The sequence below is a fragment of the Promicromonospora umidemergens genome (assembly GCF_024171995.1).
In the GTDB taxonomy this organism is placed as follows: domain Bacteria; phylum Actinomycetota; class Actinomycetes; order Actinomycetales; family Cellulomonadaceae; genus Promicromonospora; species Promicromonospora umidemergens.
The window spans coordinates 371,162-390,300 of sequence record NZ_JAMTCT010000001.1; the positions used below are offsets into that span (position 1 = coordinate 371,162).

Sequence of the window (19,139 nt, forward strand, 5' to 3'; positions counted from 1 at the left end):
ATGACGTCCTCCATAGCGAGGGATGCCCGGCGTGGCCGCTGACCCAAAGGCGCGCGGCGTGGCCGCTCACCCGGCACACTCGGCCGGGCCGCACTGGTGCCAAAAACTGCAAGGCCGGAAACCTAGGATCCCGGGCCTGTGGCTCCCCCGGTTGATCGGTACGGTCCACACATGCCAATGCCCCTGCTCCTGGTCCCGTCCGATCCGCTCGCCCCCCGGGTTCCTGATCAGCACTTCATGCGGGAGGCTGACGCCGCACGGCAGGCGGGCATGGAAGTCGCGGTGGTGGACCACGACGCGATCCTCGCCGGAGACGTCCACGCGGCAGTGCGTCGGACTCCGGCGTCCGACGGCGGACAGATCGCCCGGTACCGCGGTTGGATGATCCCCTCCGCCGGGTACTCGCGGCTCGACACCGAGCTAGGTACCCGCGGAGTCCGCCTGGTCACCGACCCCACCGCGTACCGGGCCGCGCACGAGCTGCCCGGCTGGTACAACGCGTTCGCGGACCTGACCCCCGCGAGTGTCTGGTCGCCGTGGGAGGCGGGTCGGACGCCGACGAGCGCGGACGTCGGCGCGCTGACCGTGGCGCTGGGCGGCGGTCCGGGCATCGTGAAGGACTACGTGAAGTCCCGCAAGCACGAATGGCACGAGGCGTGCTTCGTGCCCGATCTCGCCGACGTCGCGGCCACCGCCCGTGTGCTCGCAAGGATGGTCGAGCTGCAGGGGGACGACCTTGCCGGCGGGATCGTCGTACGTGCCTTCGAGCAGTTCGCGCCCGACGCCGGTGGGCGCACCCAGGAGGTGCGCGTCTGGTGGGTCGAGGGATCGGCGGTCTTGATCACTCCGCATCCCGACGCGCCCTCGGGGATCACGGTCGAGGTGCCGAGCGAGGTGCGCGACGCCGTCGGCATGAGCGTGCGCACCCTGGGGGCCTCGTTCGTGACCACGGACCTCGCACTGCGGTCCGATGGTGTCTGGCGCGTGATCGAGGTCGGCGATGGCCAGGTCAGTGACCTGCCGGCCGGTCAGGACTCCGCTCCGCTGATACGGGCGCTTGCTACCGCCGAGGCACGCGCCAGGGAAGTGCCTGCCGACTCCCTCGACAAGGTCTGACCAGAAGTCAATGCGATGGTGGTGGCGGCGGCCGTTGGCTTCGCCAGACGTCAGTCGCCGGGAGCGGCAGCATCAGGTCAGTGCCGCTCCGTCAGGTGGAAGCTGAACCGCGCCACCTCGCGCGCCCACACGCGGTAGCTGCTCACCTCGGCGGGGACTCCTGCGGCGACCGCGTGCTCCGCGACGACGCGCATCCGCCGCCAGGCCGCGCACGCGCCGCACCGCTCGTGGCATGCGGCCGCGTGCTTGCCGCCCAGGGTCTCGATCACGGTAGCGAGGTGCGCCGCGTCGGCCTGGTCATCGAGCTCCCCGAGGAGCTGCGCGGTCTGCTCGGGTGCGCCCACGAGCAGGGCCAGCAGGAGGGCGGCGGGCCGCAGGTCGTCGTCGGGCCCGGTCGCGTACCGGACCAGCTGGTACAGCGTGAGCAGCTTCTTCGCCGCGCGCGGCGTGGTCACGGCCTCGCAGACCAGCGCAAGGAGCCCCGCCTCCTGGGCGCTGAGCGTGCCCGACGCCCGAAGCTCTGACGGGGCGGCGGCGTCGCCCGGGTCAAGGGCCAGGTCATGCGGGAGGAGCCCCTGGTCGGCGGCGGTCCGCAGGAGGTAGCGGCCGCTGACCGGAGGCACGAGGCGGGGGAGCGCGTAGGGCACCTGGAAGAGGGTGTCGAGGTGGTCGAGCGCCCCGGCCGCGCGGCCCTCCAGGTGTGTGGCTGCCGCGGCGTCGAGCTCGAGCGCGTGCCGCAGGGTCCGTGGGTCGGCGGCGACCACGATGACGAACAGGCTCGTCGACAGCAGCAGCGTGACGGCCTGCAGCACGTCGACGACCCGGTCGGGTGGGCATCGGTCGAGGTCGTCGACGTGGAGCACGATCCGCTCGACCCGGCCGTCGGCGTCGGTGTCGCCGGGGCGTCGCAGGTACTCCTCGGCCTGGGCGAGCTGGTCGGCGAAGGTCCCGAGATCGTCTCGCAGGTTTCCGACGAACCCGTGGGCGCGCTCCAGGCGGCCCTGGTGGTCGTCGTCGTGGAGGAGGGCGGACAGGCCGTCGATGGCGTCGTCGGCGTCGAGCTCGGCGAGGCGCACCTCCGCCTTGGCCCTCTCCTGGTCGAAGGTGACGAGGACGAGCTGCGACAGCGTGCCGACCATGCCGGTGCGCAACGGGTCCAGCTCGGCCACGCGGCTGCGGTAGCCGGCGACGAGCGCCGTCAGCGCCGCCACGACGCCCGACGAGGCGAGCAACCCGCTGACCCAGGTGCCTGACTCGGCGAGCCAGGTTGCAACCTCGGGCGCGAGGACGGGCAGGAGCGCCAGCCCGGTGACGACCAGTCCTGCGACCACGAGCACGACGGCGAGTGGCAGTGCCTGGCGCCACCCGCTGCGCAACAGCGCCCACGGCAGCAGGAAGAGCACCCGGGCCTGGTGCAGGGCGGTGACGAGAGAGCTCGCGTCCTTGGCGGTCCCGATCTGGTGGCCGAGCCGGACGGCCCGCGCACGCATGCGCTCGGCCCGGTTCGTCGTCGCCGTGCGTCGCCGGGCCCGCCGCCGGGCGTCGAGGGGCCCGCGACGGCGTCCTCTCACGTCCTCGCCGGGCAGCGCGGCGACGACCTTCGCGACGATGCCGACCAGCACGGAGCCCTCACCGTGCGCCCATGCGTTCCACCGGACGACCCGCACCGATGCCACGGCCTCCGCGTCGCCCGAGGCGGCCCGCGCCTCGACCTGCGTCTGCAGGCGTTGCAGGAACGCGGACTTGCCGCCTCCCCACTCGCCCAGGACGGCCACGGCGTACGACGGCGGTGCCGTGCGCGCCGTGAGGAGCTGCGCCAGGGCCTCGACGTGGGGCCGCAACCCGAGGTCGTCGCGCACTGCGGTCGAGGTCAATCTTCCTGAGCTGGACATCAGGGACGCACGCTAGCGCATCGGCCGGGCGCCCTGCGGGGGTCGGGTCGGCCTTCTGATCAGGGCCGACGGCGAAAAACGACGAGGCCCTGAATCCCCACATCAAGAAGGGGTTCAGGCGGCTCCCGCGGTTGGACTTGAACCAACGACCGTCCGATGTGGGTTCGCCATCAACCGGTTGAGACCCAAAGTGACGTGTTACGTGCGCTGATTTGCGGCGGAGGTGCCTCAGATCAGCGTGGACGGTGCCGTTCCGACGCGTCCTGACGTGGTGCGTCGCAATGAAAATGCGGCGTACATGCGGCGGTGCGTTCGGCGCGAGGTCAGGCTGCGCGTGTTTCGGGCTCCGCAGCAGTGGCCAGGTCGATCTCGATGCGCTTGCCGTGCATCGTGACCACGAGCGACGGGTTCTCGGCGCCGGCCGCCCGCAGGTAGGACAGGAGTGTGCTGTAGAGCATGTCGCCACGCTTCTCGGCGCGAGAGACTGCGCTCTGGCTCATGCCTAGGCGCTGAGCAATCTCCTCCTGTGTGTAGTGCGCTGCCGAGCGGAGGGCTGCAAGGTTCATCCGGTAGGCGCGGTCCGTGTCATCCATCTCGGCACGGATCTCCGCGACGGCAGCTGCTCGCTCGGGTGTGGCATTGACGATCTCGTCGAGCTCGTCGTTGAACGGGGTGTGGGCGTCGGCATTCATCGGCTGTCCTCCTTCTGTGATGTTGGCCGGTCGCGCAGCCACTCGTCGATCGCTTGATCGGCACGGCTGCCAACTGAGTCGTAGAACACGTCTCCCATCTGGGCTTTGTCCGAGAAGAACAGCATCAAGACTGCCTCTCCTTCCGGGGTGAACCAGACGATCGTCCGTACGGCGAGCCCTTCCCGGAATGGGTGCGAGAGTCGCCAGACCGGGAACTCGCCCGACTGTACGACCCTGCGCACGGTCGGCGTCTCCTCGACAGGCTCACCGTCGAGGTCGCGCAGGACTGCGACCTGGGCTGCCACGAGTCGCAGTGTTGCCTCGGCACGTTCATCGCCCGCAACCGCCTTTGCCTTCAGCGCGTCGAGCGCGATCCGGAACGGTCGCGCGGGAAAGAGGATCACGCAGCAATTATGCGCTGGATGCATATGCGTGGCAAGCATAGGGCCGACAGTGCTGCGATCGAGGTCCCGGCCGATCCGGCGACCTGGTAGATACTGACGGCGTGGAAGCGTCCAAGGGTTGGGAATTCCTAGCGGTCGTGCTTGAAGGCAGCCCCGTCGCGATCGCTGGTGTCGACCCCTGGCGGGTGGAGTGGGAGCCTGTGCCGGTTGGGAGTGTGGTGGTCGTCGACCCCATGTACCCCGCGCAGCGGCACTCAATCAGCGTCTACAGGCTTTCAGGAGTTGAGCCCGCTGCCTTCTTTGCGGCCGGGGAGTTCTCGAACACCGTTTGGGGCTTTTACGAGCCCACCGAGTCGATGAGGGACTTCCTGCAGACCCGCATCAAGTGAGCGCTCGCTGCGCGGCCTGGCGCACTCTGCCGCCAACCCATTGGGTGTGACGCGGTGTAAGTTTCCGCTGGGTTGGCACCATGTAACAGAAACAGCAAGGCCCGGAACCGTTGAGATTCCGGGCCTGGTTGCTCCCGCGGTTGGACTTGAACCAACGACCGTCCGATTAACAGTCGGATGCTCTGCCAGCTGAGCTACGCGGGAATACGTCCGCCCCAGTCCCGTGAGCCGGGAGGGCGACCGGTGAAAACTCTAACAGGTTCCGGCGGGTAGTCCTGTCGTGTTTTCCGAGGGCTCTGTCACAGGGTCGGCGACACGTCGGCGTCGGCGGCCGGACCTGCCCCGTCGACATGCCGGACAACACGCCGGTCCGGCGCGAGATCGGGGAGATTCCATGTCGTTCGTCGCCGTGTTGTGCCACCATCCTCGGGTGCGGGCCGCAGCAGACACCCAGAGGGTGACCGACCCTCCGCCGGAGGACACCTGGGTAGTAGGCCTGGACCTCGGCGGAACCGGCTCGCGTGCCGCTGCCAGCCCTGGGCCCGGACGACCACATGTCCGGGTCGAAGGTCCGCCGCCCCACGTCGTGGACGGGCGCTCCGACGCCCCCGACGTCGTCCGCGGCCTCTGCCAGGACCTGGTGTCCGAGCTCGACGCCGCACGGGCCGGCACCGGAACGCCCCGGGTCATGGCGGCCGCCGTCGGACTCCGCGGGATGATGGCCATGGACCGGGCCGGCCGGCTGGACCCATACGCTCTCCACGACGTTCTCGCCCAGAGCCTGGGAACCGAACGGACCGCCGTGTCGACCGACGCCGTGACCGCACACCTTGGCGCCCTCGGCGGGCGTGCCGGCGCCGTGCTCGTGGTGGGCACGGGTGCGGTCGGCGTCGCCGTCGACGAATACGCCCGCTGGTACCTCGCGGACGGGCTGGGGTTCTTGGTCGGGGACCAGGGCAGCGGCGGATGGATCGGCCGCGAGGGGCTCACGGCCGCCAACAAGGCTCGCGACGGCCGCGAGGACGGCGCCTCGCAGGTCCTGCTGCGGGCCGCCGAGCAGCATTTCGGCCGCCAGCGGCACGGGGTCACTCTCGACAACCGTCCGGACGCGCTCAGCCTGCTGGCCGGGTTCGCCAGAAGCGTGCTGGCCGCGGCGAGGGCCGGCGATCCCACGAGCGTCGCCATCCGCGCGGCGGCCGCGAAAGGGCTGGCGGACACCCTGTGCGCGGCGCTCAGCCACCCGGGGGTCGAGGCCCGGGTCGCGACGACGGGCAGGCTGATGGCCAAGGTCCCCGAGTTGCGCGACCTGGTCATGTCGCACGTGACCGACGTCCGCCCCGACGTCGAGATCGTCCCTGCTGCGGGGGAGCCCCTGGACGGTGCTCTCGTGCTGGCCCGGAGGCTTCTCGAGACCCCAGAGGGCGTGCCGTCGAACCGGCCGTTCCTGTCGGTCCGGATGGGGACGCCCGATCCTGGTGCGGTGTCGCTCGAGAGCGGCGCGGTCCCCAGGGTGCCCCGGCGGCACGACGGGCTGCCCGACAGTGCCCAGGCCATCCTGCGCGCAGGCTCAGGCGGGTAGACCCGCCGCGTTGCGCACCCGAGCCTCGGCGGCATCGATCACATCTGCTATGTCCGGATCGGTCACGTCCAGGTCGCTCTGACCGATCACCTGGGAGAACAGCTCGCCGTCCGCGCGGCGTCGGACCGCCACGCGGGCGGAACGCCCGCCCGGCAGCTTGACCGGCTCCGCCAGGACCACCGACCACTGCACCCGCTCACGCAGCACCTGCGGCAGCACGGAGCGATGGCCGTCGAGGGGGAGCGGTGTCGGCTCCTCGCCGTCGACCCAGTGCACCCGGACGACGTTGGACTCCACGTCATAGGTCGCCCGGTCGACGTCGGACCACTCCCGGTGCACGACGACGGACGGTGCGCCCCGCGACTCGCCGTCGTCCTGGCCGTCGGGCGCCTCGGGCGCCGCGATCAGCAGGAGCTCGGCGCGCGTGGCGAACGCCCACGCCTCACCCGTCGACGTGACCAGCGCTGCCTCGGCCAGCACGGAGTCGGTGCGATGCGAGCGTACGGCGCGACGGACCGCCTTCTGCGGGCGGTTCCTTGACCGCCATCGGAAACCCATGTTCCCACCGTAGTGCCGCAGACTGGAGGAATGAACAAGGCCGATCCCGTGTCCTCCGAGCCTGCCGAGATCCCGTCCGGCGCACCGGGCGAGCCCACCGAACGCGTCGAGCACCACCGCAACGGTGCGGTGCACGCCCGCGGGAGCGAGCTCGACGGCGAACCGCACGGCTACTGGGAGTGGTGGCGTACCGACGGCAGCCTCAAGCGCTCCGGTCACTTCGACCGCGGTCGCCAGGTGGGGGAGTGGACAACGTACGACCGCGACGGTGTGACCTACAAGGTCACGGCGCTCGGCGCCGGAAGCGGCGCGGGCGAGCGCCAGGGCTGATGCGGGACGTGCCGGCGTGGCCCGCCGCACGCCGGCGGAGTTCACCCGCTGGCGGGTCGGCCGGAGGGTGGTGGGTGCCGTAGGTTCTGGGCTCGTGACCTCGACGAACACCATGCCTGCTGTTGATCCCTCAGGTATGAAGGCCGGCGCCACGGCTAGAGACCGCCGCGAGGCCAAAGGCCGCCGTCGACGCATCCTGCGGGTGGTCGCCGCGACGCTCGCGGTCGTCCTCGTGCTGGGCGGCGGCGGCGTCGCCTGGTGGGTCACCTCGGAGACGGACGCCCTCTCCTCGCAGGTCACCGCGGCCAAGCGGCTGATGGAGACCTCCGACGGCAAGGTCGCGAAGCAGACGACGCGCGTCGGGCTCTCCGCGCAGATCGCCGAGGCGAACTCCGTGCTGGACGAGTCGGTCCTCACGCGGCTCACCACCGGGACGGCGGACGCCCGGCAGTCCCTGGGCGCCGCGACGGACGCCGTGGAGGGCTCCATGGTCGAGTTCGGCCGGGACGAGGTCGAGGCGGCCCGCAAGAGCTTGGTGGCCGCCCAGGGGCAGGCGGAGAAGGTCTACGCCGCGACGGAAGGCCTCGGGGTCGACGACGGCACGCGGGAACGGCTGCAGTCCGCGCTGGACTCCATGGCCACCGCTGACGCCGCCGCGAGCACCAGCGTCGACGGCGAGGACCTGGCCGCGCTGGAGCAGGCCGTGAACGACCTGAGCACGAACCGCTCGGTCGTCACGGTCGCGACCACGGCGCTGGTCGACGCGCAGGACGCGATCACCTGCCCCGCGCCGGACCAGACGTGGGATCCGGACAGCGGCAAGGTGCCCGAGTCCGCGCTGGCGGAGATCCCGTGGGCGCCGACGCACTTCGTCCGCGCCGATGTGCTGGACAGCCTGGTCAAGCTCGACGAGGCCTACCAGAAGGCCTTCGGCGAGCACCTGACGATCAACTCGTCGTACCGCTCGTACAAGTCGCAGGCGTCCATCTACGACCCGTCGTCGCCGATCGCCGCGCCGCCGGGCTGCTCCAACCACGGGCTGGCGCTCGCGGTCGACATCGGCGGCGGCGTCGAGACGTTCGGGACCGAGCAGTACGAGTGGCTCAAGGACAACGCCGAGACCTACTCCTGGACGCACCCGGCGTTCGCAGAGCCCGACGGGCGTGTCCCGGAGCCGTGGCACTGGGAGTCGGTGCTCGCGCGCTCCGGCGCCTGAGCCCTGCCGGTACCTTCCGCTCCGGACCAGCCAGCGACGCGTTTGCGCTGAGGGGGTTGCCATCCGGGAAACCGGTTACTAGGATCCGAGAAACCGGTTACCCGCGAGGTCGAAAATCATCCGGTCGGCTCGTGCCAGCGTCGGCGCGGACGCTTCTGTCGACCCCGCGTGGCACGTGGAACCACAGCAATGTCCCGCATTCAACGACGAACGTGAGGCAATGACGATGAGACGACCAAGAGCCATGCAGATCTTCTCGGCGGTGGCAGCGGTGACCCTCGCGGTCACGATCGGGGTGACCGCCCAGTCCATCCCGGAGGCTGCGGCGGCGACCGGCCCCGCCACAGGGTTCGCCACCCAGAACGGTGGGACCACCGGCGGCGCCGGCGGGCAGACGGTGCGGGCCACCACCGGTACGGCGATCCACACGGCACTGTGCACCCGCGCCAGCAGCAGCACCCCGATCACCATCGAGGTCGAAGGCACCATCAACCACGGCAACACCAGCCAGGTGTCGGGCGACAGCTGCAGCACGGCCGACGACGTGATCGAGCTCAAGCAGATCAGCAACGTCACGATCGTCGGCGTCGGCGGCGGTGCGGTGTTCGACCAGATCGGCATCCACATCCGCGAGGCCAGCAACATCATCATCCAGAACGTCACCGTCCGGAACGTGAAGAAGTCGGGCTCGCCCACGTCCAACGGTGGCGACGCGATCGGCATGGAGAGCGGCGTCCGCAACGTCTGGGGCGACCACCTCACCCTTGAGGCCTCAGGCGGAGAGGACGAGGGCTACGACGGGTTGTTCGACATGAAGAACGACACCAAGTACGTGACCCTGTCCTACAGCATCCTGCGCAACTCCGAACGCGGCGGCCTCATCGGCTCCAGCGAGAGCGACCGGTCGAACGGCTTCGTCACGTTCCACCACAACCTGTATCAGAACCTCAACTCCCGCACGCCCCTGCTGCGTGGCGGCATCGCCCACATGTACAACAACCACTACGTGGGCCTGGTCGAGTCCGGCATCAACTCCCGGGCCGGTGCCAAGGCGAAGGTGGACAACAACTACTTCGAGGACTCCAAGGACGTCCTTGGCACCTTCTACACCGACGAGCTGGGCTCCTGGCAGGTCGACGGAAACATCTTCGACAACGTGACCTGGTCGAGCGAGGGCAGCGACAACTACCCGGCCGGCCCCGACCCGACGTCGAACACCTCGGTCAGCATCCCGTACTCGTACCCGCTGGACGGGGCGAGCTGCGTGCCCGGCGTCGTGAGCGAGACGGCGGGCGCGAACAACGGCCTGCGGGTGTCGGACGGAAGCTGCACCCCGACGGATCCCACGGATCCGACCGACCCCACTGACCCCACGGATCCGACGGACCCGACGGACCCGACGGACCCGACCGACCCGCCCGCCGGGGAGAACCTGAGCGCGGACGCGGGCGCCGACGGCTCCAGCAAGGCCAGCGGTACCAGCTTCGGCAACGTGGTGGACGGTTCCATGAGCACGTACTGGTCCCCGAGCGGCTCCACCGGCCGCATCTCGGTCAAGTGGGACTCGGACCGTGCGGTGTCGAGCATCAACATCCGTGAGGCCGACGGCGCCGTCGGCAACATCGGGTCATGGCGTGTCGTCAACCACGACAACGGCGCCGTCCTGACCAGCGGCAGCGGCGCGGGGGTCATCTCCTTCGCCACCACCACGCTGGGCAAGATCAACTTCGAGATCACCAGCTCGAGCGGAACGCCGCGAGTCGCCGAGTTCGAGACCTACGCCGGTGTGCCGTCGGACGGCGGAGACCCGGGTGACGGCGACCCGGGTGATGGGGACCCCGGTGACGGTGACCCGGGCGACGGCGACCCGGGCGAGCAGCCGGGCGCTGACGCGCTGTTCGTGGCGCCGGGCGGCAGCGACAGCGCCGCGGGTACCGAGTCCGACCCGACGACGCTGGCGTCGGCGATCGACCGGATCGAGCCCGGCGGGACGATCTCCGTGCGTGGCGGGACGTACAACCTCTCGCAGACGGTCGCCATCGAGCCGGGCAACAGCGGCACCTCGGGCAACCGCACCGAGCTGTTCGCCTACCCCGGTGAGACGCCGGTGCTGAACTTCTCCGCGCAGAGCGAGAGCTCGGCCAACCGTGGTCTCGCCATCGGCGGCGACTGGTGGCACGTGCGCGGCATCGTCGTCGAGCGCGCCGGTGACAACGGGATCCTGCTGGGCGGTGACAACAACGTCATCGAACGGGTGGTGACCCGGTTCAACCGCGACACGGGTCTCCAGCTCTCCCGCTACACGGCCGGGGCACCGAGCAGCGAGTGGCCCGCCAACAACCTCATCGTGTCCTCGGAGTCGCACGACAACTCCGACTCCGACGGGGAGGACGCTGACGGGTTCGCACCGAAGCTCACGGTGGGTTCGGGGAACGTGTTCCGCTACACCGTGGCCCACAACAACATCGATGACGGCTGGGACCTGTACACCAAGGACGACACCGGCCCGATCGGCGCCGTCACCATCGAGGACTCGCTCTCGTACGAGAACGGGACCCTGTCCAACGGCGGTCAGGCCGGCAACGGCGACCGCAACGGGTACAAGCTCGGCGGGGAGGACATCGCGGTGGACCACACCGTGCGGCGGAGCATCGCCTACGACAACGGCAAGCACGGTTTCGGGTACAACCGGAACCTCGGGTCGCTGACGATCTCGAACAACCTGAGCATCGGCAGCGAGGAGCGCAACTTCAACTTCGACGGCGGCTCCTCGACCTTCCGGGACAACACGTCCTGCGACAGCGGGTCGAACGACCGGATCATCGGCGACGACGCCGGCGGCAACCAGTGGTGGTCCGGTTCGAACGGCTCCCGGTGCGGGCAGTACTCCGGCTCGCTGGACTGGTCCTTCGCGTCCGACGGTCGCCTGGTCGTGACGATCGGCGGGAACGTCGTCGACCTCTGATCGATCGAATCCTGAGAGCGGACAACTGACGAGGGCGTCCTGGGGTGCGGCAGCGCACTTACCGGGGCGCCCTCGTCGGATCGCGTCCGCCGACGGCGGCTCACGACAGATCTCAGGCGGCGATCACCGGCCGCGGGGCGACTTCCAGCCGAACGGGATCGGGATGGGCCCGCAGCAGCACACGCCTTGTACGTCGGCCTGGGCCAACATCCTGGCGGCCTGGTAGCACGCGAGAAATCGCACGGTCGTGGGCACAGCACCCCGCATGAGGCCTCTTCGGGAGAACAGGTCCCGCACAGCGCCGGAGCATCCGTCGCCGCCGTACAGGACGCCGTAGGCGCACCGCCAGCCCTTCCGCGGCGAGATCCGCCGCTGGTACGTCGCGATCGCGTGATCGACAACTCTGGCCGCTGGGCTCATCTCGACACCGTACGGTCGATCCGGACCGCTCGCTCGCGCACCCCAGCGCCTGCCGTGGCGGTCGGGGTCGCCAACTTCCATGCGCTCGCGGTGGCCGCCCCCGGGCGTGGCAGGCCTCAGTTCAGCAGCGACAGCAGGGCACTCGCGGCGCCGTCGTCGTCGATGGTGCCGGTGGTGCGGTCCGCGGCCGCGATCACGAACGCCGGCGCGTGGGCCATTGCAATGCCGCACGCCGCCCAGTCCAACATCTCGACGTCGTTCTCCGAGTCGCCGATCGCCACGGTGTTGTAGTCCTCGACACCGAGGTGCGTGCGGATCTCCTCGAGGGCGGTCGCCTTGGAGATCCCGGGTGCGGTGACGTCGACCCAGTCGAGGCGGGTGGCGATTGCCGTCAGCCCGGCCGCGCGAAGACTCGGCACGAGCTGGTAGGCGGACGGGCCGCGCAGGGCGAGGCGGGGCGTCGGGTTGGTCCAGAACTCGCTGAGGTCCCGGACGGAGTGCTGGGCCCCGTTGAGCTCGTGGTTGGGGAAGGGGGTGCTCACGCGGTAGCCGGCGCCGACGATCTCCGCCGCGATCCGCACGGGGGGCGCCTCGGCGAGGGCGATACGGATGGCGGCCTCGGCGTCGACGATGTGCTGCTCGGTGATCTCGTAGTAGCCGTCGACGAGGTGCGCCGTGATCGCGCCGTTGCTCGCGACGATCCATGCGCCGTCGAGGCCGAGCTGTAGCGCCACCGGGAGTGCGCCGACCAGGGAGCGGCCGGTCGCCAGGACGATGTGATGGCCGGCGACACGGACAAGCTCAGCCGCAGTGCGCACGGACAGGGTGACCGGGTGCCCGGTGCGGACGAGGGTGCCGTCGATGTCGCAGGCGACCAGCGCCGGCGCGGTGGGTTCCATGGGCCGGGCTGTCCGCTGCTGCGTCACTGAGGTCATGTGCTGGAGATTATTGACACGAACCGCACGCAGCGACGACGTTTCTTAATGTTTCTCGTCGGCGTGTCCTGACTTGCCGTCTAGCCTGGTCTCGACTGCCTCCGCGGCCGTCGCGATGAGCGCCCTAGCGCGTCTGTCGTAGACCGCGTCCAGGGCGAGCGTCTCGAAAATCTTGGTGTACAGCCCGACCTCGCCCGGCTGTGTGAGGTTCAGCTCGGCAGCGAAGGTCTCTACGACCACGAGGCCATCGTCGTACAGCCAGAAGCCGTGTGCTGGTGCGATCACGTACTCGGCGTCAAGCGGGATGATTCCGAGGCGGATGTTCGGCATGGTCGCCAGCGACATGAGCCGGTCCAGCTGGCCGAGCATCACGTCGGGTGGGCTGAGGGCGTACTGCAGCACCGGCTCGGTGATGACTACACGGAACGCCTTGGTGCGGTCGTACAGGATCTCCTGGCGCTTCATGCGCTCGGCTACGGCGTCCCCGATCGGCACGCGGCGCCCGAACACCCGGGCGCTCTGGGCGAGCCGGTGCCGGGCGTAGTCCGCGGTCTGCAGGAGGCCCGGCACGAACGTCGACTCGAACATCCGAAACACTGCGGTCCTGGACTCGCGCCGACCCGCTGCCTGCTGGACCTGGATCTGGCCACCGCGCAACAGTCGCTGGAGCTCGGCGTACCGCGTCGCCAGAGTGTGGAGCTCGGCCAGCAGGTTGTCCGTCTCCCGCTCCGCGCCGAGCGCATCGGTCCATGCCCGCACGTCCGCGTCCGACGGCGTCTGCTGCCCGTTCTCTAGCTTCGAAATCTTCGACGGTGGCCAGGAGAGCGAGGTGGCGAGCTGCCGGACCGTGAGGCCGGCAGCTCGCCGCAGGTCGCGCAGCCGGGCGCCCAGCTCGTTGCGGGCGTCACGGATGTCAGCGCTGTTGACTGTGCTTCGCGGCAAATTCGTCTCTCGTGATGGCCTGGTGCCAGGCGGCGTCGCGCCAGTAGTTGTGCTCGACGATCAGGGCCGGGTCCTCGATGAGCTCGAAAGCGACGAACTCGTCGTCGTCCGCGAAATGCATCTTGGCGACCAGCCGGGAGTCGAAGAGCCAGTAGTCGTGGTCGGGCAGGTCACCGGCGTTCGCCCGGTCGAGGTAGCGGATGTCGTCGCCGGCTTCGTTGGAGCGCGCGGCGATGTGCATACCCCACTCGCTGTAGGTGGTCAGCGGAACCGACACGACGCGAACCCGATGGAACCGCTGACCGGCACGGTGCCACCCGGCCAGCTGCTCAAACCAGCCGGCCCGCCATTCCTGGTCCAGGTCCCCCGTCTCGACGTACCGCCTCAGGGGCTCCTGCTCGGCTGGAGAGCTGTAGGTGTCCCGGACCTCGAGGCGGAAGGCTGTGTGCTCGAAGGTCTTGAACAGCTCGCCCCACAACGGGTCGCTCGACGGGGTCAGGGTGCTCAGGATCGCCCCTCCTGCTCCTGGCGGTGACGGATCGCGAGGTCGATGATCTCCACGGGGATCTCGACGATGGTCTCGTGGTCCGGGATGTCGCCGACGCCCTGCAGCGCCTCGGCGTCCGTGACGCGCCACCCCTGGACGAGGTACGACGTCCGGTCCTTCCGGTCGGTGGCGAACAGGGTCGGCGAGTTGGTGTCGCTCGACTCGGGGTCCTTGCCCAGGAACTGCACGCGCACGACGGTCTCCCTCGCTCGAAAACAGGTGAAACGGCGTGGCCATCGTCAGGTGCTCGGCAGCCCCGGTCAAGGGGTCGGTGTGAAGCTCACGACGCATCACGCGCTACTCACCCGTGTCACGCCGCTGCGCCATTTCCGCGTCATTGGGTGCGGAACGCACTGTAAAGACTCGGCCAAATGGCCAGGTCAAATAGGTGCCCCGTACAGGACTTGAACCTGTGACCGAGAGATTATGAGTCTCCTGCTCTGACCAGCTGAGCTAACGGGGCTCGCAGCAACAAGCCGCGGGAGGATCTTACTGCCTCGGGCAGGGAACGCGGGTCTCCCCACGCGCTCGTGGGCACGCGGACGGTGCCGAAATCTCCTGGCGCCCGCTCGCCGTCGGCCCATAGGTTCTGCGAGCCATCCCCCCAGAAGAACTGGAGCACTCCCATGTCCTCGAACTTCCCGGTCGCACTGTCGGGCGCCCGGGCCCGGACCCTCATGTGGGCGCACGAGCACGATGTCGACCACGCCGCACTGAACCAGCTCCGCAACATCTCTGCCCTGCCATGGGTCGAAGGTGTGCGCGTGATGCCTGACGTCCATCTCGGCAAGGGCGCGACCGTCGGCTCCGTGATCGCCATGCGCGACGCCGTGTCCCCGAACGCCGTGGGTGTCGACATCGGCTGCGGCATGATCGGCGTCCGCACCTCGCTGACCGCTGCCGACCTGCCGGACGACCTCTCGCGTCTCCGGGCGCGCATCGAGGCCGCTATCCCCGTCGGGTTCCACTCGCACGGTGAGCCGGTCGACCTGCGCAGCCTGCGGCCCGTGAAGGGCTCGGGAGGTCAGGAGCGGCTGCGGGGCGAGCAGGCGTTCTGGGACCGGTTCGAGACGCTGAACCCGAAGGTCCGGCAGCTCGAGACGCGTGCGCGCAAGCAGCTTGGTTCGCTAGGCGGAGGCAACCACTTTGTAGAGCTATGTCTGGATTCGACCGATCAGGTCTGGCTTCAGCTCCACTCCGGCTCCCGCAACATCGGCAAGGAGCTCGCAGAGCACCACGTCGGCATCGCGAAGCGCCTCGAGCACAACGTGGGTCTCGTGGACCGCGAGCTCGCCGTGTTCCTCGCCGGCACGCCCGAGATGGACGCGTACCTCAACGACCTCTGGTGGGCGCAGGAGTACGCGGCCAGGTCGCGTGCGGTCATGATGGCCCTGACCGTCCAGGCGGTCCGTGATGAGTTCGCGGCGATGTCCGACGGCGGCCGCGTGCTCACCTTCGACGAGGGCGTGAACGTGCACCACAACTACGTGGCGCGCGAGCAGATCGACGGCCAAGAGCTGATCGTCACCCGCAAGGGCGCTATCCGGGCGGGCAAGGGAGATCTCGGCCTCATACCGGGGTCGATGGGCACGGGCTCGTACGTGGTGCGCGGCCTGGGCAACCCGGAGTCGTACTGGTCGGCGTCGCACGGCGCCGGACGGCGGATGTCCCGGACCCGAGCCAAGCAGGAGTTCACGGTCGAGGACCTCGCCGTCCAGACCGAGGGCGTCGAGTGCCGCAAGGACCGGGGAGTGCTCGACGAGATCCCCGGCGCCTACAAGGACCTCGACGCCGTGATCGCGGCGCAGTCCGACCTCGTGGAGGTCGTCGCCCGCCTGCGGACGGTGCTCTGCGTCAAGGGCTGAGCCCTGCCGGGCTGCGGGGTGCCCTACCCAGGGATTCGGCCCGAAATCCCGAAGATTTCGGGCCGAATCCCTGGGTAGCGGGAGACTCCGGCCGGCGACCGGGCCGAATCCCTGGGTAGCGGGAGGCTCCAGCCGGCTCAGCCCACCTGGTGCAGCCAGCGCACCGGAGCACCGAGACCGGCGTACCGGAACGGCTCCAGCTCGTCGTCCCAGGCGGCGCCCAGAGCGAGGTCGAGCGCGTCCCGCATGGCACGCGGGTCGGCGAGCTCCAGGGCGGCACGGACGCGATCCTCCTGCACCACCATGTTGCCGTGCACGTCGGTCATGGCGTGGAAGATGCCGAGGTCGGGGGTGTGCGACCAGCGGGCGCCGTCGGCCCCGTTGCTCGCGTCCTCGGTCACCTCGTACCGCAGGTGCGCCCAGCCCCGCAGAGCTGACGCCAGCTTGGCGCCCGTGCCCTGCGCACCCTGCCACGAGTACTCGGCGCGGTACAGCCCGCGCCCCGCGGGCTGCGCGGTCCAGTCCATGGATACGCGCACGCCAAGAACGTTCCCCGCTGCCCACTCGATGTGGGGGCACAGGGCACGAGGCGCCGAATGCACAAAAAGCACACCCCGCGTGATGACACCGGCCATGTCTTCCTCCCTGGATCGAGGTACGTCTTCCCCTACGTCCTCACCAGGGCGGTGACGCTGTGGTCGGCTGCACAGCGGTGCTTCGGACCACATCCTGCCCGATTCGTCGACGAGATGCGAGGCGAAACGGCGCGCAGGCGTCGAAAGAATCACCACGTACGACGAGTTCGTGCGGCACATTCTTGCCTAGAACGCCGCTGCACCACTAGTGCCCCTCAGGACTTTCCTGAGATTGATCTCGCAAGGGCTAGCGCGTACGAAACTCGGCCGTCAGACCCTCACAGGCGCGCGCGGAGCTCCCGCATCGCCGCGCGGCGCGTCTCCTTCTGGAGGCGGTCGAGATAGACCATGCCGTCCAGGTGGTCGCACTCGTGCTGCAGGCAGCGAGCCATGATCTCGGTGCCCTCCACGGTGATCGGTTCGCCGTTCAGGTCGATGCCCTCGACCCGGGCGTAGTTCGCGCGCACGGTGGGGTACCAGAGCCCGGGAACGGACAGGCAGCCCTCGCCGCCGTCCTGCAGCTCATCGCCCAGCTCGACGATGCGCGGGTTGAGCACGTAGCCGATGTCGCCCTCGATGTTCCACGAGAAGGCCCGCAGGGAGACGCCGATCTGGTTGGCGGCCAGTCCGGCGCGCCCCTCGTCGTCCACCGTCTCGACCAGGTCGGCGACCAGGCTGCGGACGCGGTCGTCGATAGTCGTCACGGTGTCGCACGGGGTGCGCAGCACTGGGTCGGGAACCACACGGATCTCACGCATTGCCATGCGGACATTCTCCCATGTCAGAACGAAGGGTCGCGGGCACGACAGGCCCGGGCGGCGGCATCCGGTCGGTCGCGAAAGCCCTCGTACATGTCAGACGCTCAGGCCACCGGGGTGACCTGAGCGTCTGACGACGGACGGGACCTGCGGGCGTCGGCTCAGTGGTTCTGGACCACCAGGGCGACGTTGTGCCCGCCGAACCCGAACGAGTTGTTGATCGCGGCGATGTCGCCGCCCGGCAGCTTGTACGGCTCGTCGCGCACGAGCGGGACCTGCAGCTCCGGGTCGGGGTTGTCGACGTTGATCGTCGGCGGGGCGAGGCGCTCGGCGACGGCCTTGACCGCGAACAGCGACTCGATGGCGCCGGCGCCGCCCAGGAGGTGGCCGGTCATGGACTTCGTCGCCGAGAGCTGCACGTGGTCGGCGTCGGCCCCGAGGAGCGTCCGGATGGACTTGGTCTCGGTGAGGTCGCCCACCTTGGTGGAGGTGGCGTGCGCGTTGACGTGCACGATGTCGGCGGCGGTCACGCCGGCGTCCTGCATCGCGAAGCGCATGGCCGCGACCTGGCCCTTGCCCTCTGGGTCGGGGGAGGTGATGTGGTACGCGTCGGACGACAGGCCCACGCCGCCGATCGTTGCGTAGACGCGGGCGCCGCGGGCGGCGGCGTGCTCGGCGCTCTCCAGCACCAGGACCGCCGCACCCTCACCGAGCACGAAGCCGTCGCGGTCGATGTCGTACGGGCGCGAGGCCCCCTGCGGGTCGTCGTTGCGCAGCGAGAGCGTGCGCGACGCCGCGAACGCGCCGAGCGGCATCGGGTGGATGGCCGCCTCGGTGCCGCCTGCCACGACGACGTCGGCGCGCCCCGAGCGGATCATGTCGACGGCGTAGCCGACGGCCTCGGCGCCCGAGGCGCACGCGGACACCAGTGCGTGGGTGCCTGCGCGGGCACCGAGCTCGAGCGACACGTAGGCCGAGGGGGAGTTCGGCATGAGCATGGGGACGGTCATGGGCAGCATGCGCCGGGCGCCGCGCTCACGCAGCGTGTCCCAGCCGTCCAGGATGGTCTGGATGCCGCCGATGCCGGACGACACCACTGCGCCGAGCCGGTCGCCGTCGATCTCGGGGCTGCCCGCGTCGGCCCAGGCCTCGCGCGTCGCGACGATCGCGTACTGCGCGGACGGGTCCATGCGCTTGGTCTCGGGGCGCGAGAGCACCTCTGCCGGGTCCACCTTGATGGTGGCGGCGAAGGTCACGGGGATCCCGTACTTCTCTGCCCAGTCGTTCTTGAGGGTGCGTGCCCCCGATACGCCTGCGAGGGCGGCCTCCCACGTGGATGCCACGTCCCCGCCGAGGGGTGTGGTGGCGCCGAGGCCGGTGACGACGACTTCGCGTGCGGAGGTCATGATGATGCTCCCGAGGGTGGTGGGACGAAGGGGGCAGGTGCGAAAGGTGCTGCCTGGTGAGCAGCGGATGCCCGACGGCGGCGCGGGCCCGGGTCTTGGTCCGGGCCGCGCTGCCGCCGTCGGGGGCGGCTCAGGCCTGGGCGCTCTTGATGAAGCTCACTGCGTCACCGACGGTCGCGAGGTTCTTGACCTCCTCGTCCGGGATACGAACCCCGAACTTGTCCTCGGCGTGCGTGACGATGGTCATCATCGACAGGGAGTCGATGTCGAGGTCGTCCGTGAAGGACTTCTCGAGCAGGATGTCGGCCTGGTCGAGGCCCGTCTCCTCGGCGACGATCTCGGCGAGGCCCTCGAGGATCTCCTGGTCCGTGTTGGCCATGGGACTTCCTTATCTTTCGTAACGGTCACCGGCGCCGTCGGGCACCGGAGTCTTGCTGGTCAGATCTTGGCGTATCTCGCGACCGGAATGCACGACGGGCCATTTCCTTCC

The 19,139-nt window shown here is 69.6% G+C and carries 20 protein-coding genes and 2 tRNA genes; 7 read left to right on the plus strand and 15 right to left on the minus strand.

Annotated features, from left to right (window positions below; all coding sequences use genetic code 11):
* Positions 1-171: 171 nt before the first annotated feature.
* Complete coding sequence (locus tag APR04_RS01715) at positions 172-1,116, plus strand: ATP-grasp domain-containing protein (RefSeq protein WP_253867425.1); 945 nt, start codon at positions 172-174, stop codon at positions 1,114-1,116.
* Between the two features lie 77 nt (positions 1,117-1,193).
* Here APR04_RS01715 and APR04_RS01720 read toward each other — a convergent pair whose 3' ends face one another.
* From APR04_RS01720 to APR04_RS01730, 3 genes are all read right to left on the minus strand, one after another.
* Positions 1,194-2,990, minus strand: coding sequence for a P-loop NTPase fold protein (locus APR04_RS01720; RefSeq protein ID WP_253867426.1), 1,797 nt, complete (start codon positions 2,988-2,990; stop codon positions 1,194-1,196).
* A gap of 341 nt (positions 2,991-3,331) precedes the next feature.
* Positions 3,332-3,700 carry a transcriptional regulator gene (locus APR04_RS01725; RefSeq protein ID WP_253867427.1) on the minus strand — a complete coding sequence of 123 codons (369 nt, stop codon included), beginning with the start codon at positions 3,698-3,700 and terminating at the stop codon, positions 3,332-3,334.
* A complete protein-coding gene (locus APR04_RS01730; protein ID WP_253867428.1) occupies positions 3,697-4,104 on the minus strand; it encodes a hypothetical protein in 408 nt (135 codons plus the stop codon). The genes APR04_RS01725 and APR04_RS01730 overlap by 4 nt, the downstream gene beginning before the upstream one ends.
* A 101-nt stretch (positions 4,105-4,205) precedes the next feature.
* On the opposite strand from APR04_RS01730, the gene APR04_RS01735 reads away from it, so the two are divergent.
* A complete protein-coding gene (locus APR04_RS01735) occupies positions 4,206-4,493 on the plus strand; it encodes a hypothetical protein (protein ID WP_253867429.1) in 288 nt (95 codons plus the stop codon).
* A 131-nt stretch (positions 4,494-4,624) separates the two neighbouring features.
* Here APR04_RS01735 and APR04_RS01740 read toward each other — a convergent pair.
* A tRNA-Asn gene (locus APR04_RS01740) sits at positions 4,625-4,697 on the minus strand.
* 253 nt (positions 4,698-4,950) lie between these two features.
* On the opposite strand from APR04_RS01740, the gene APR04_RS01745 reads away from it, so the two are divergent.
* Positions 4,951-6,072 (plus strand): N-acetylglucosamine kinase, encoded by a 1,122-nt coding sequence (locus APR04_RS01745; RefSeq protein ID WP_253867430.1) that lies wholly within the window; start codon positions 4,951-4,953, stop codon positions 6,070-6,072.
* Here APR04_RS01745 and APR04_RS01750 read toward each other — a convergent pair.
* Complete coding sequence (locus tag APR04_RS01750; RefSeq protein WP_253867431.1) at positions 6,061-6,630, minus strand: hypothetical protein; 570 nt, start codon at positions 6,628-6,630, stop codon at positions 6,061-6,063. The genes APR04_RS01745 and APR04_RS01750 overlap by 12 nt on opposite strands.
* Positions 6,631-6,660: 30 nt before the next feature.
* Between APR04_RS01750 and APR04_RS01755 the strand changes: the two genes are divergently transcribed.
* From APR04_RS01755 to APR04_RS01765, 3 genes are all read left to right on the plus strand, one after another.
* Positions 6,661-6,960, plus strand: coding sequence for a toxin-antitoxin system YwqK family antitoxin (locus APR04_RS01755; RefSeq protein ID WP_253867432.1), 300 nt, complete (start codon positions 6,661-6,663; stop codon positions 6,958-6,960).
* Positions 6,961-7,054: 94 nt separating this feature from the next.
* Complete coding sequence (locus tag APR04_RS30860) at positions 7,055-8,176, plus strand: M15 family metallopeptidase (protein ID WP_253867433.1); 1,122 nt, start codon at positions 7,055-7,057, stop codon at positions 8,174-8,176.
* Positions 8,177-8,402: 226 nt separating this feature from the next.
* On the plus strand, positions 8,403-11,141 hold the full coding sequence (locus tag APR04_RS01765; protein ID WP_253867434.1) for a pectate lyase family protein: 2,739 nt from the start codon (positions 8,403-8,405) through the stop codon (positions 11,139-11,141).
* 123 nt (positions 11,142-11,264) lie between these two features.
* Here the strand turns inward: APR04_RS01765 and yidD are convergent, their stop codons facing one another.
* The 6 genes from yidD to APR04_RS01795 form a co-directional block, all read right to left on the minus strand.
* The gene (gene yidD, locus APR04_RS01770; RefSeq protein WP_308292310.1) at positions 11,265-11,642 is read right to left on the minus strand and encodes a membrane protein insertion efficiency factor YidD; all 378 of its coding nucleotides are present in this window, start codon (positions 11,640-11,642) and stop codon (positions 11,265-11,267) included.
* A 35-nt stretch (positions 11,643-11,677) separates the two neighbouring features.
* On the minus strand, positions 11,678-12,496 hold the full coding sequence (locus tag APR04_RS01775) for an HAD family hydrolase (RefSeq protein ID WP_253867436.1): 819 nt from the start codon (positions 12,494-12,496) through the stop codon (positions 11,678-11,680).
* A 45-nt stretch (positions 12,497-12,541) separates the two neighbouring features.
* Positions 12,542-13,438 (minus strand): helix-turn-helix domain-containing protein, encoded by an 897-nt coding sequence (locus tag APR04_RS01780; protein WP_253867437.1) that lies wholly within the window; start codon positions 13,436-13,438, stop codon positions 12,542-12,544.
* Complete coding sequence (locus APR04_RS01785; RefSeq protein WP_253867438.1) at positions 13,410-13,916, minus strand: DUF6879 family protein; 507 nt, start codon at positions 13,914-13,916, stop codon at positions 13,410-13,412. Before APR04_RS01785 ends, APR04_RS01780 begins: the two co-directional genes overlap by 29 nt.
* Positions 13,917-13,942: 26 nt before the next feature.
* Complete coding sequence (locus APR04_RS01790) at positions 13,943-14,179, minus strand: hypothetical protein (RefSeq protein ID WP_253867439.1); 237 nt, start codon at positions 14,177-14,179, stop codon at positions 13,943-13,945.
* Positions 14,180-14,374: 195 nt separating this feature from the next.
* Positions 14,375-14,448, minus strand: a tRNA-Ile gene (locus APR04_RS01795).
* A gap of 163 nt (positions 14,449-14,611) precedes the next feature.
* Between APR04_RS01795 and APR04_RS01800 the strand changes: the two genes are divergently transcribed.
* Positions 14,612-15,850 carry an RtcB family protein gene (locus tag APR04_RS01800; RefSeq protein WP_253867440.1) on the plus strand — a complete coding sequence of 413 codons (1,239 nt, stop codon included), beginning with the start codon at positions 14,612-14,614 and terminating at the stop codon, positions 15,848-15,850.
* A gap of 137 nt (positions 15,851-15,987) precedes the next feature.
* Here APR04_RS01800 and APR04_RS01805 read toward each other — a convergent pair whose 3' ends face one another.
* The 4 genes from APR04_RS01805 to APR04_RS01820 form a co-directional block, all read right to left on the minus strand.
* On the minus strand, positions 15,988-16,485 hold the full coding sequence (locus APR04_RS01805; protein ID WP_253867441.1) for a DUF3145 domain-containing protein: 498 nt from the start codon (positions 16,483-16,485) through the stop codon (positions 15,988-15,990).
* A gap of 278 nt (positions 16,486-16,763) precedes the next feature.
* A complete protein-coding gene (gene def, locus APR04_RS01810) occupies positions 16,764-17,249 on the minus strand; it encodes a peptide deformylase (RefSeq protein WP_253867442.1) in 486 nt (161 codons plus the stop codon).
* A 155-nt stretch (positions 17,250-17,404) separates the two neighbouring features.
* The gene (locus tag APR04_RS01815; protein WP_253867443.1) at positions 17,405-18,649 is read right to left on the minus strand and encodes a beta-ketoacyl-[acyl-carrier-protein] synthase family protein; all 1,245 of its coding nucleotides are present in this window, start codon (positions 18,647-18,649) and stop codon (positions 17,405-17,407) included.
* Positions 18,650-18,779: 130 nt separating this feature from the next.
* Complete coding sequence (locus APR04_RS01820; protein WP_253867444.1) at positions 18,780-19,028, minus strand: acyl carrier protein; 249 nt, start codon at positions 19,026-19,028, stop codon at positions 18,780-18,782.
* Positions 19,029-19,139 lie beyond the last annotated feature (111 nt).

What these genes read in the sequence shown, in the direction of transcription:
- APR04_RS01715 (WP_253867425.1), top strand. Translation starts at nt 172, where the DNA reads ATGCCAATGCCCCTGCTCCTGGTCCCGTCCGATCCGCTCGCCCCCCGG.
- APR04_RS01725 (WP_253867427.1), bottom strand. Translation starts at nt 3,700, where the DNA reads ATGAATGCCGACGCCCACACCCCGTTCAACGACGAGCTCGACGAGATC.
- APR04_RS01750 (WP_253867431.1), bottom strand. Translation starts at nt 6,630, where the DNA reads ATGGGTTTCCGATGGCGGTCAAGGAACCGCCCGCAGAAGGCGGTCCGT.
- APR04_RS01755 (WP_253867432.1), top strand. Translation starts at nt 6,661, where the DNA reads ATGAACAAGGCCGATCCCGTGTCCTCCGAGCCTGCCGAGATCCCGTCC.
- APR04_RS01765 (WP_253867434.1), top strand. Translation starts at nt 8,403, where the DNA reads ATGAGACGACCAAGAGCCATGCAGATCTTCTCGGCGGTGGCAGCGGTG.
- yidD (WP_308292310.1), bottom strand. Translation starts at nt 11,642, where the DNA reads ATGGAAGTTGGCGACCCCGACCGCCACGGCAGGCGCTGGGGTGCGCGA.
- APR04_RS01775 (WP_253867436.1), bottom strand. Translation starts at nt 12,496, where the DNA reads ATGACCTCAGTGACGCAGCAGCGGACAGCCCGGCCCATGGAACCCACC.
- APR04_RS01800 (WP_253867440.1), top strand. Translation starts at nt 14,612, where the DNA reads ATGTCCTCGAACTTCCCGGTCGCACTGTCGGGCGCCCGGGCCCGGACC.
- APR04_RS01805 (WP_253867441.1), bottom strand. Translation starts at nt 16,485, where the DNA reads ATGGCCGGTGTCATCACGCGGGGTGTGCTTTTTGTGCATTCGGCGCCT.
- def (WP_253867442.1), bottom strand. Translation starts at nt 17,249, where the DNA reads ATGGCAATGCGTGAGATCCGTGTGGTTCCCGACCCAGTGCTGCGCACC.
- APR04_RS01815 (WP_253867443.1), bottom strand. Translation starts at nt 18,649, where the DNA reads ATGACCTCCGCACGCGAAGTCGTCGTCACCGGCCTCGGCGCCACCACA.
- APR04_RS01820 (WP_253867444.1), bottom strand. Translation starts at nt 19,028, where the DNA reads ATGGCCAACACGGACCAGGAGATCCTCGAGGGCCTCGCCGAGATCGTC.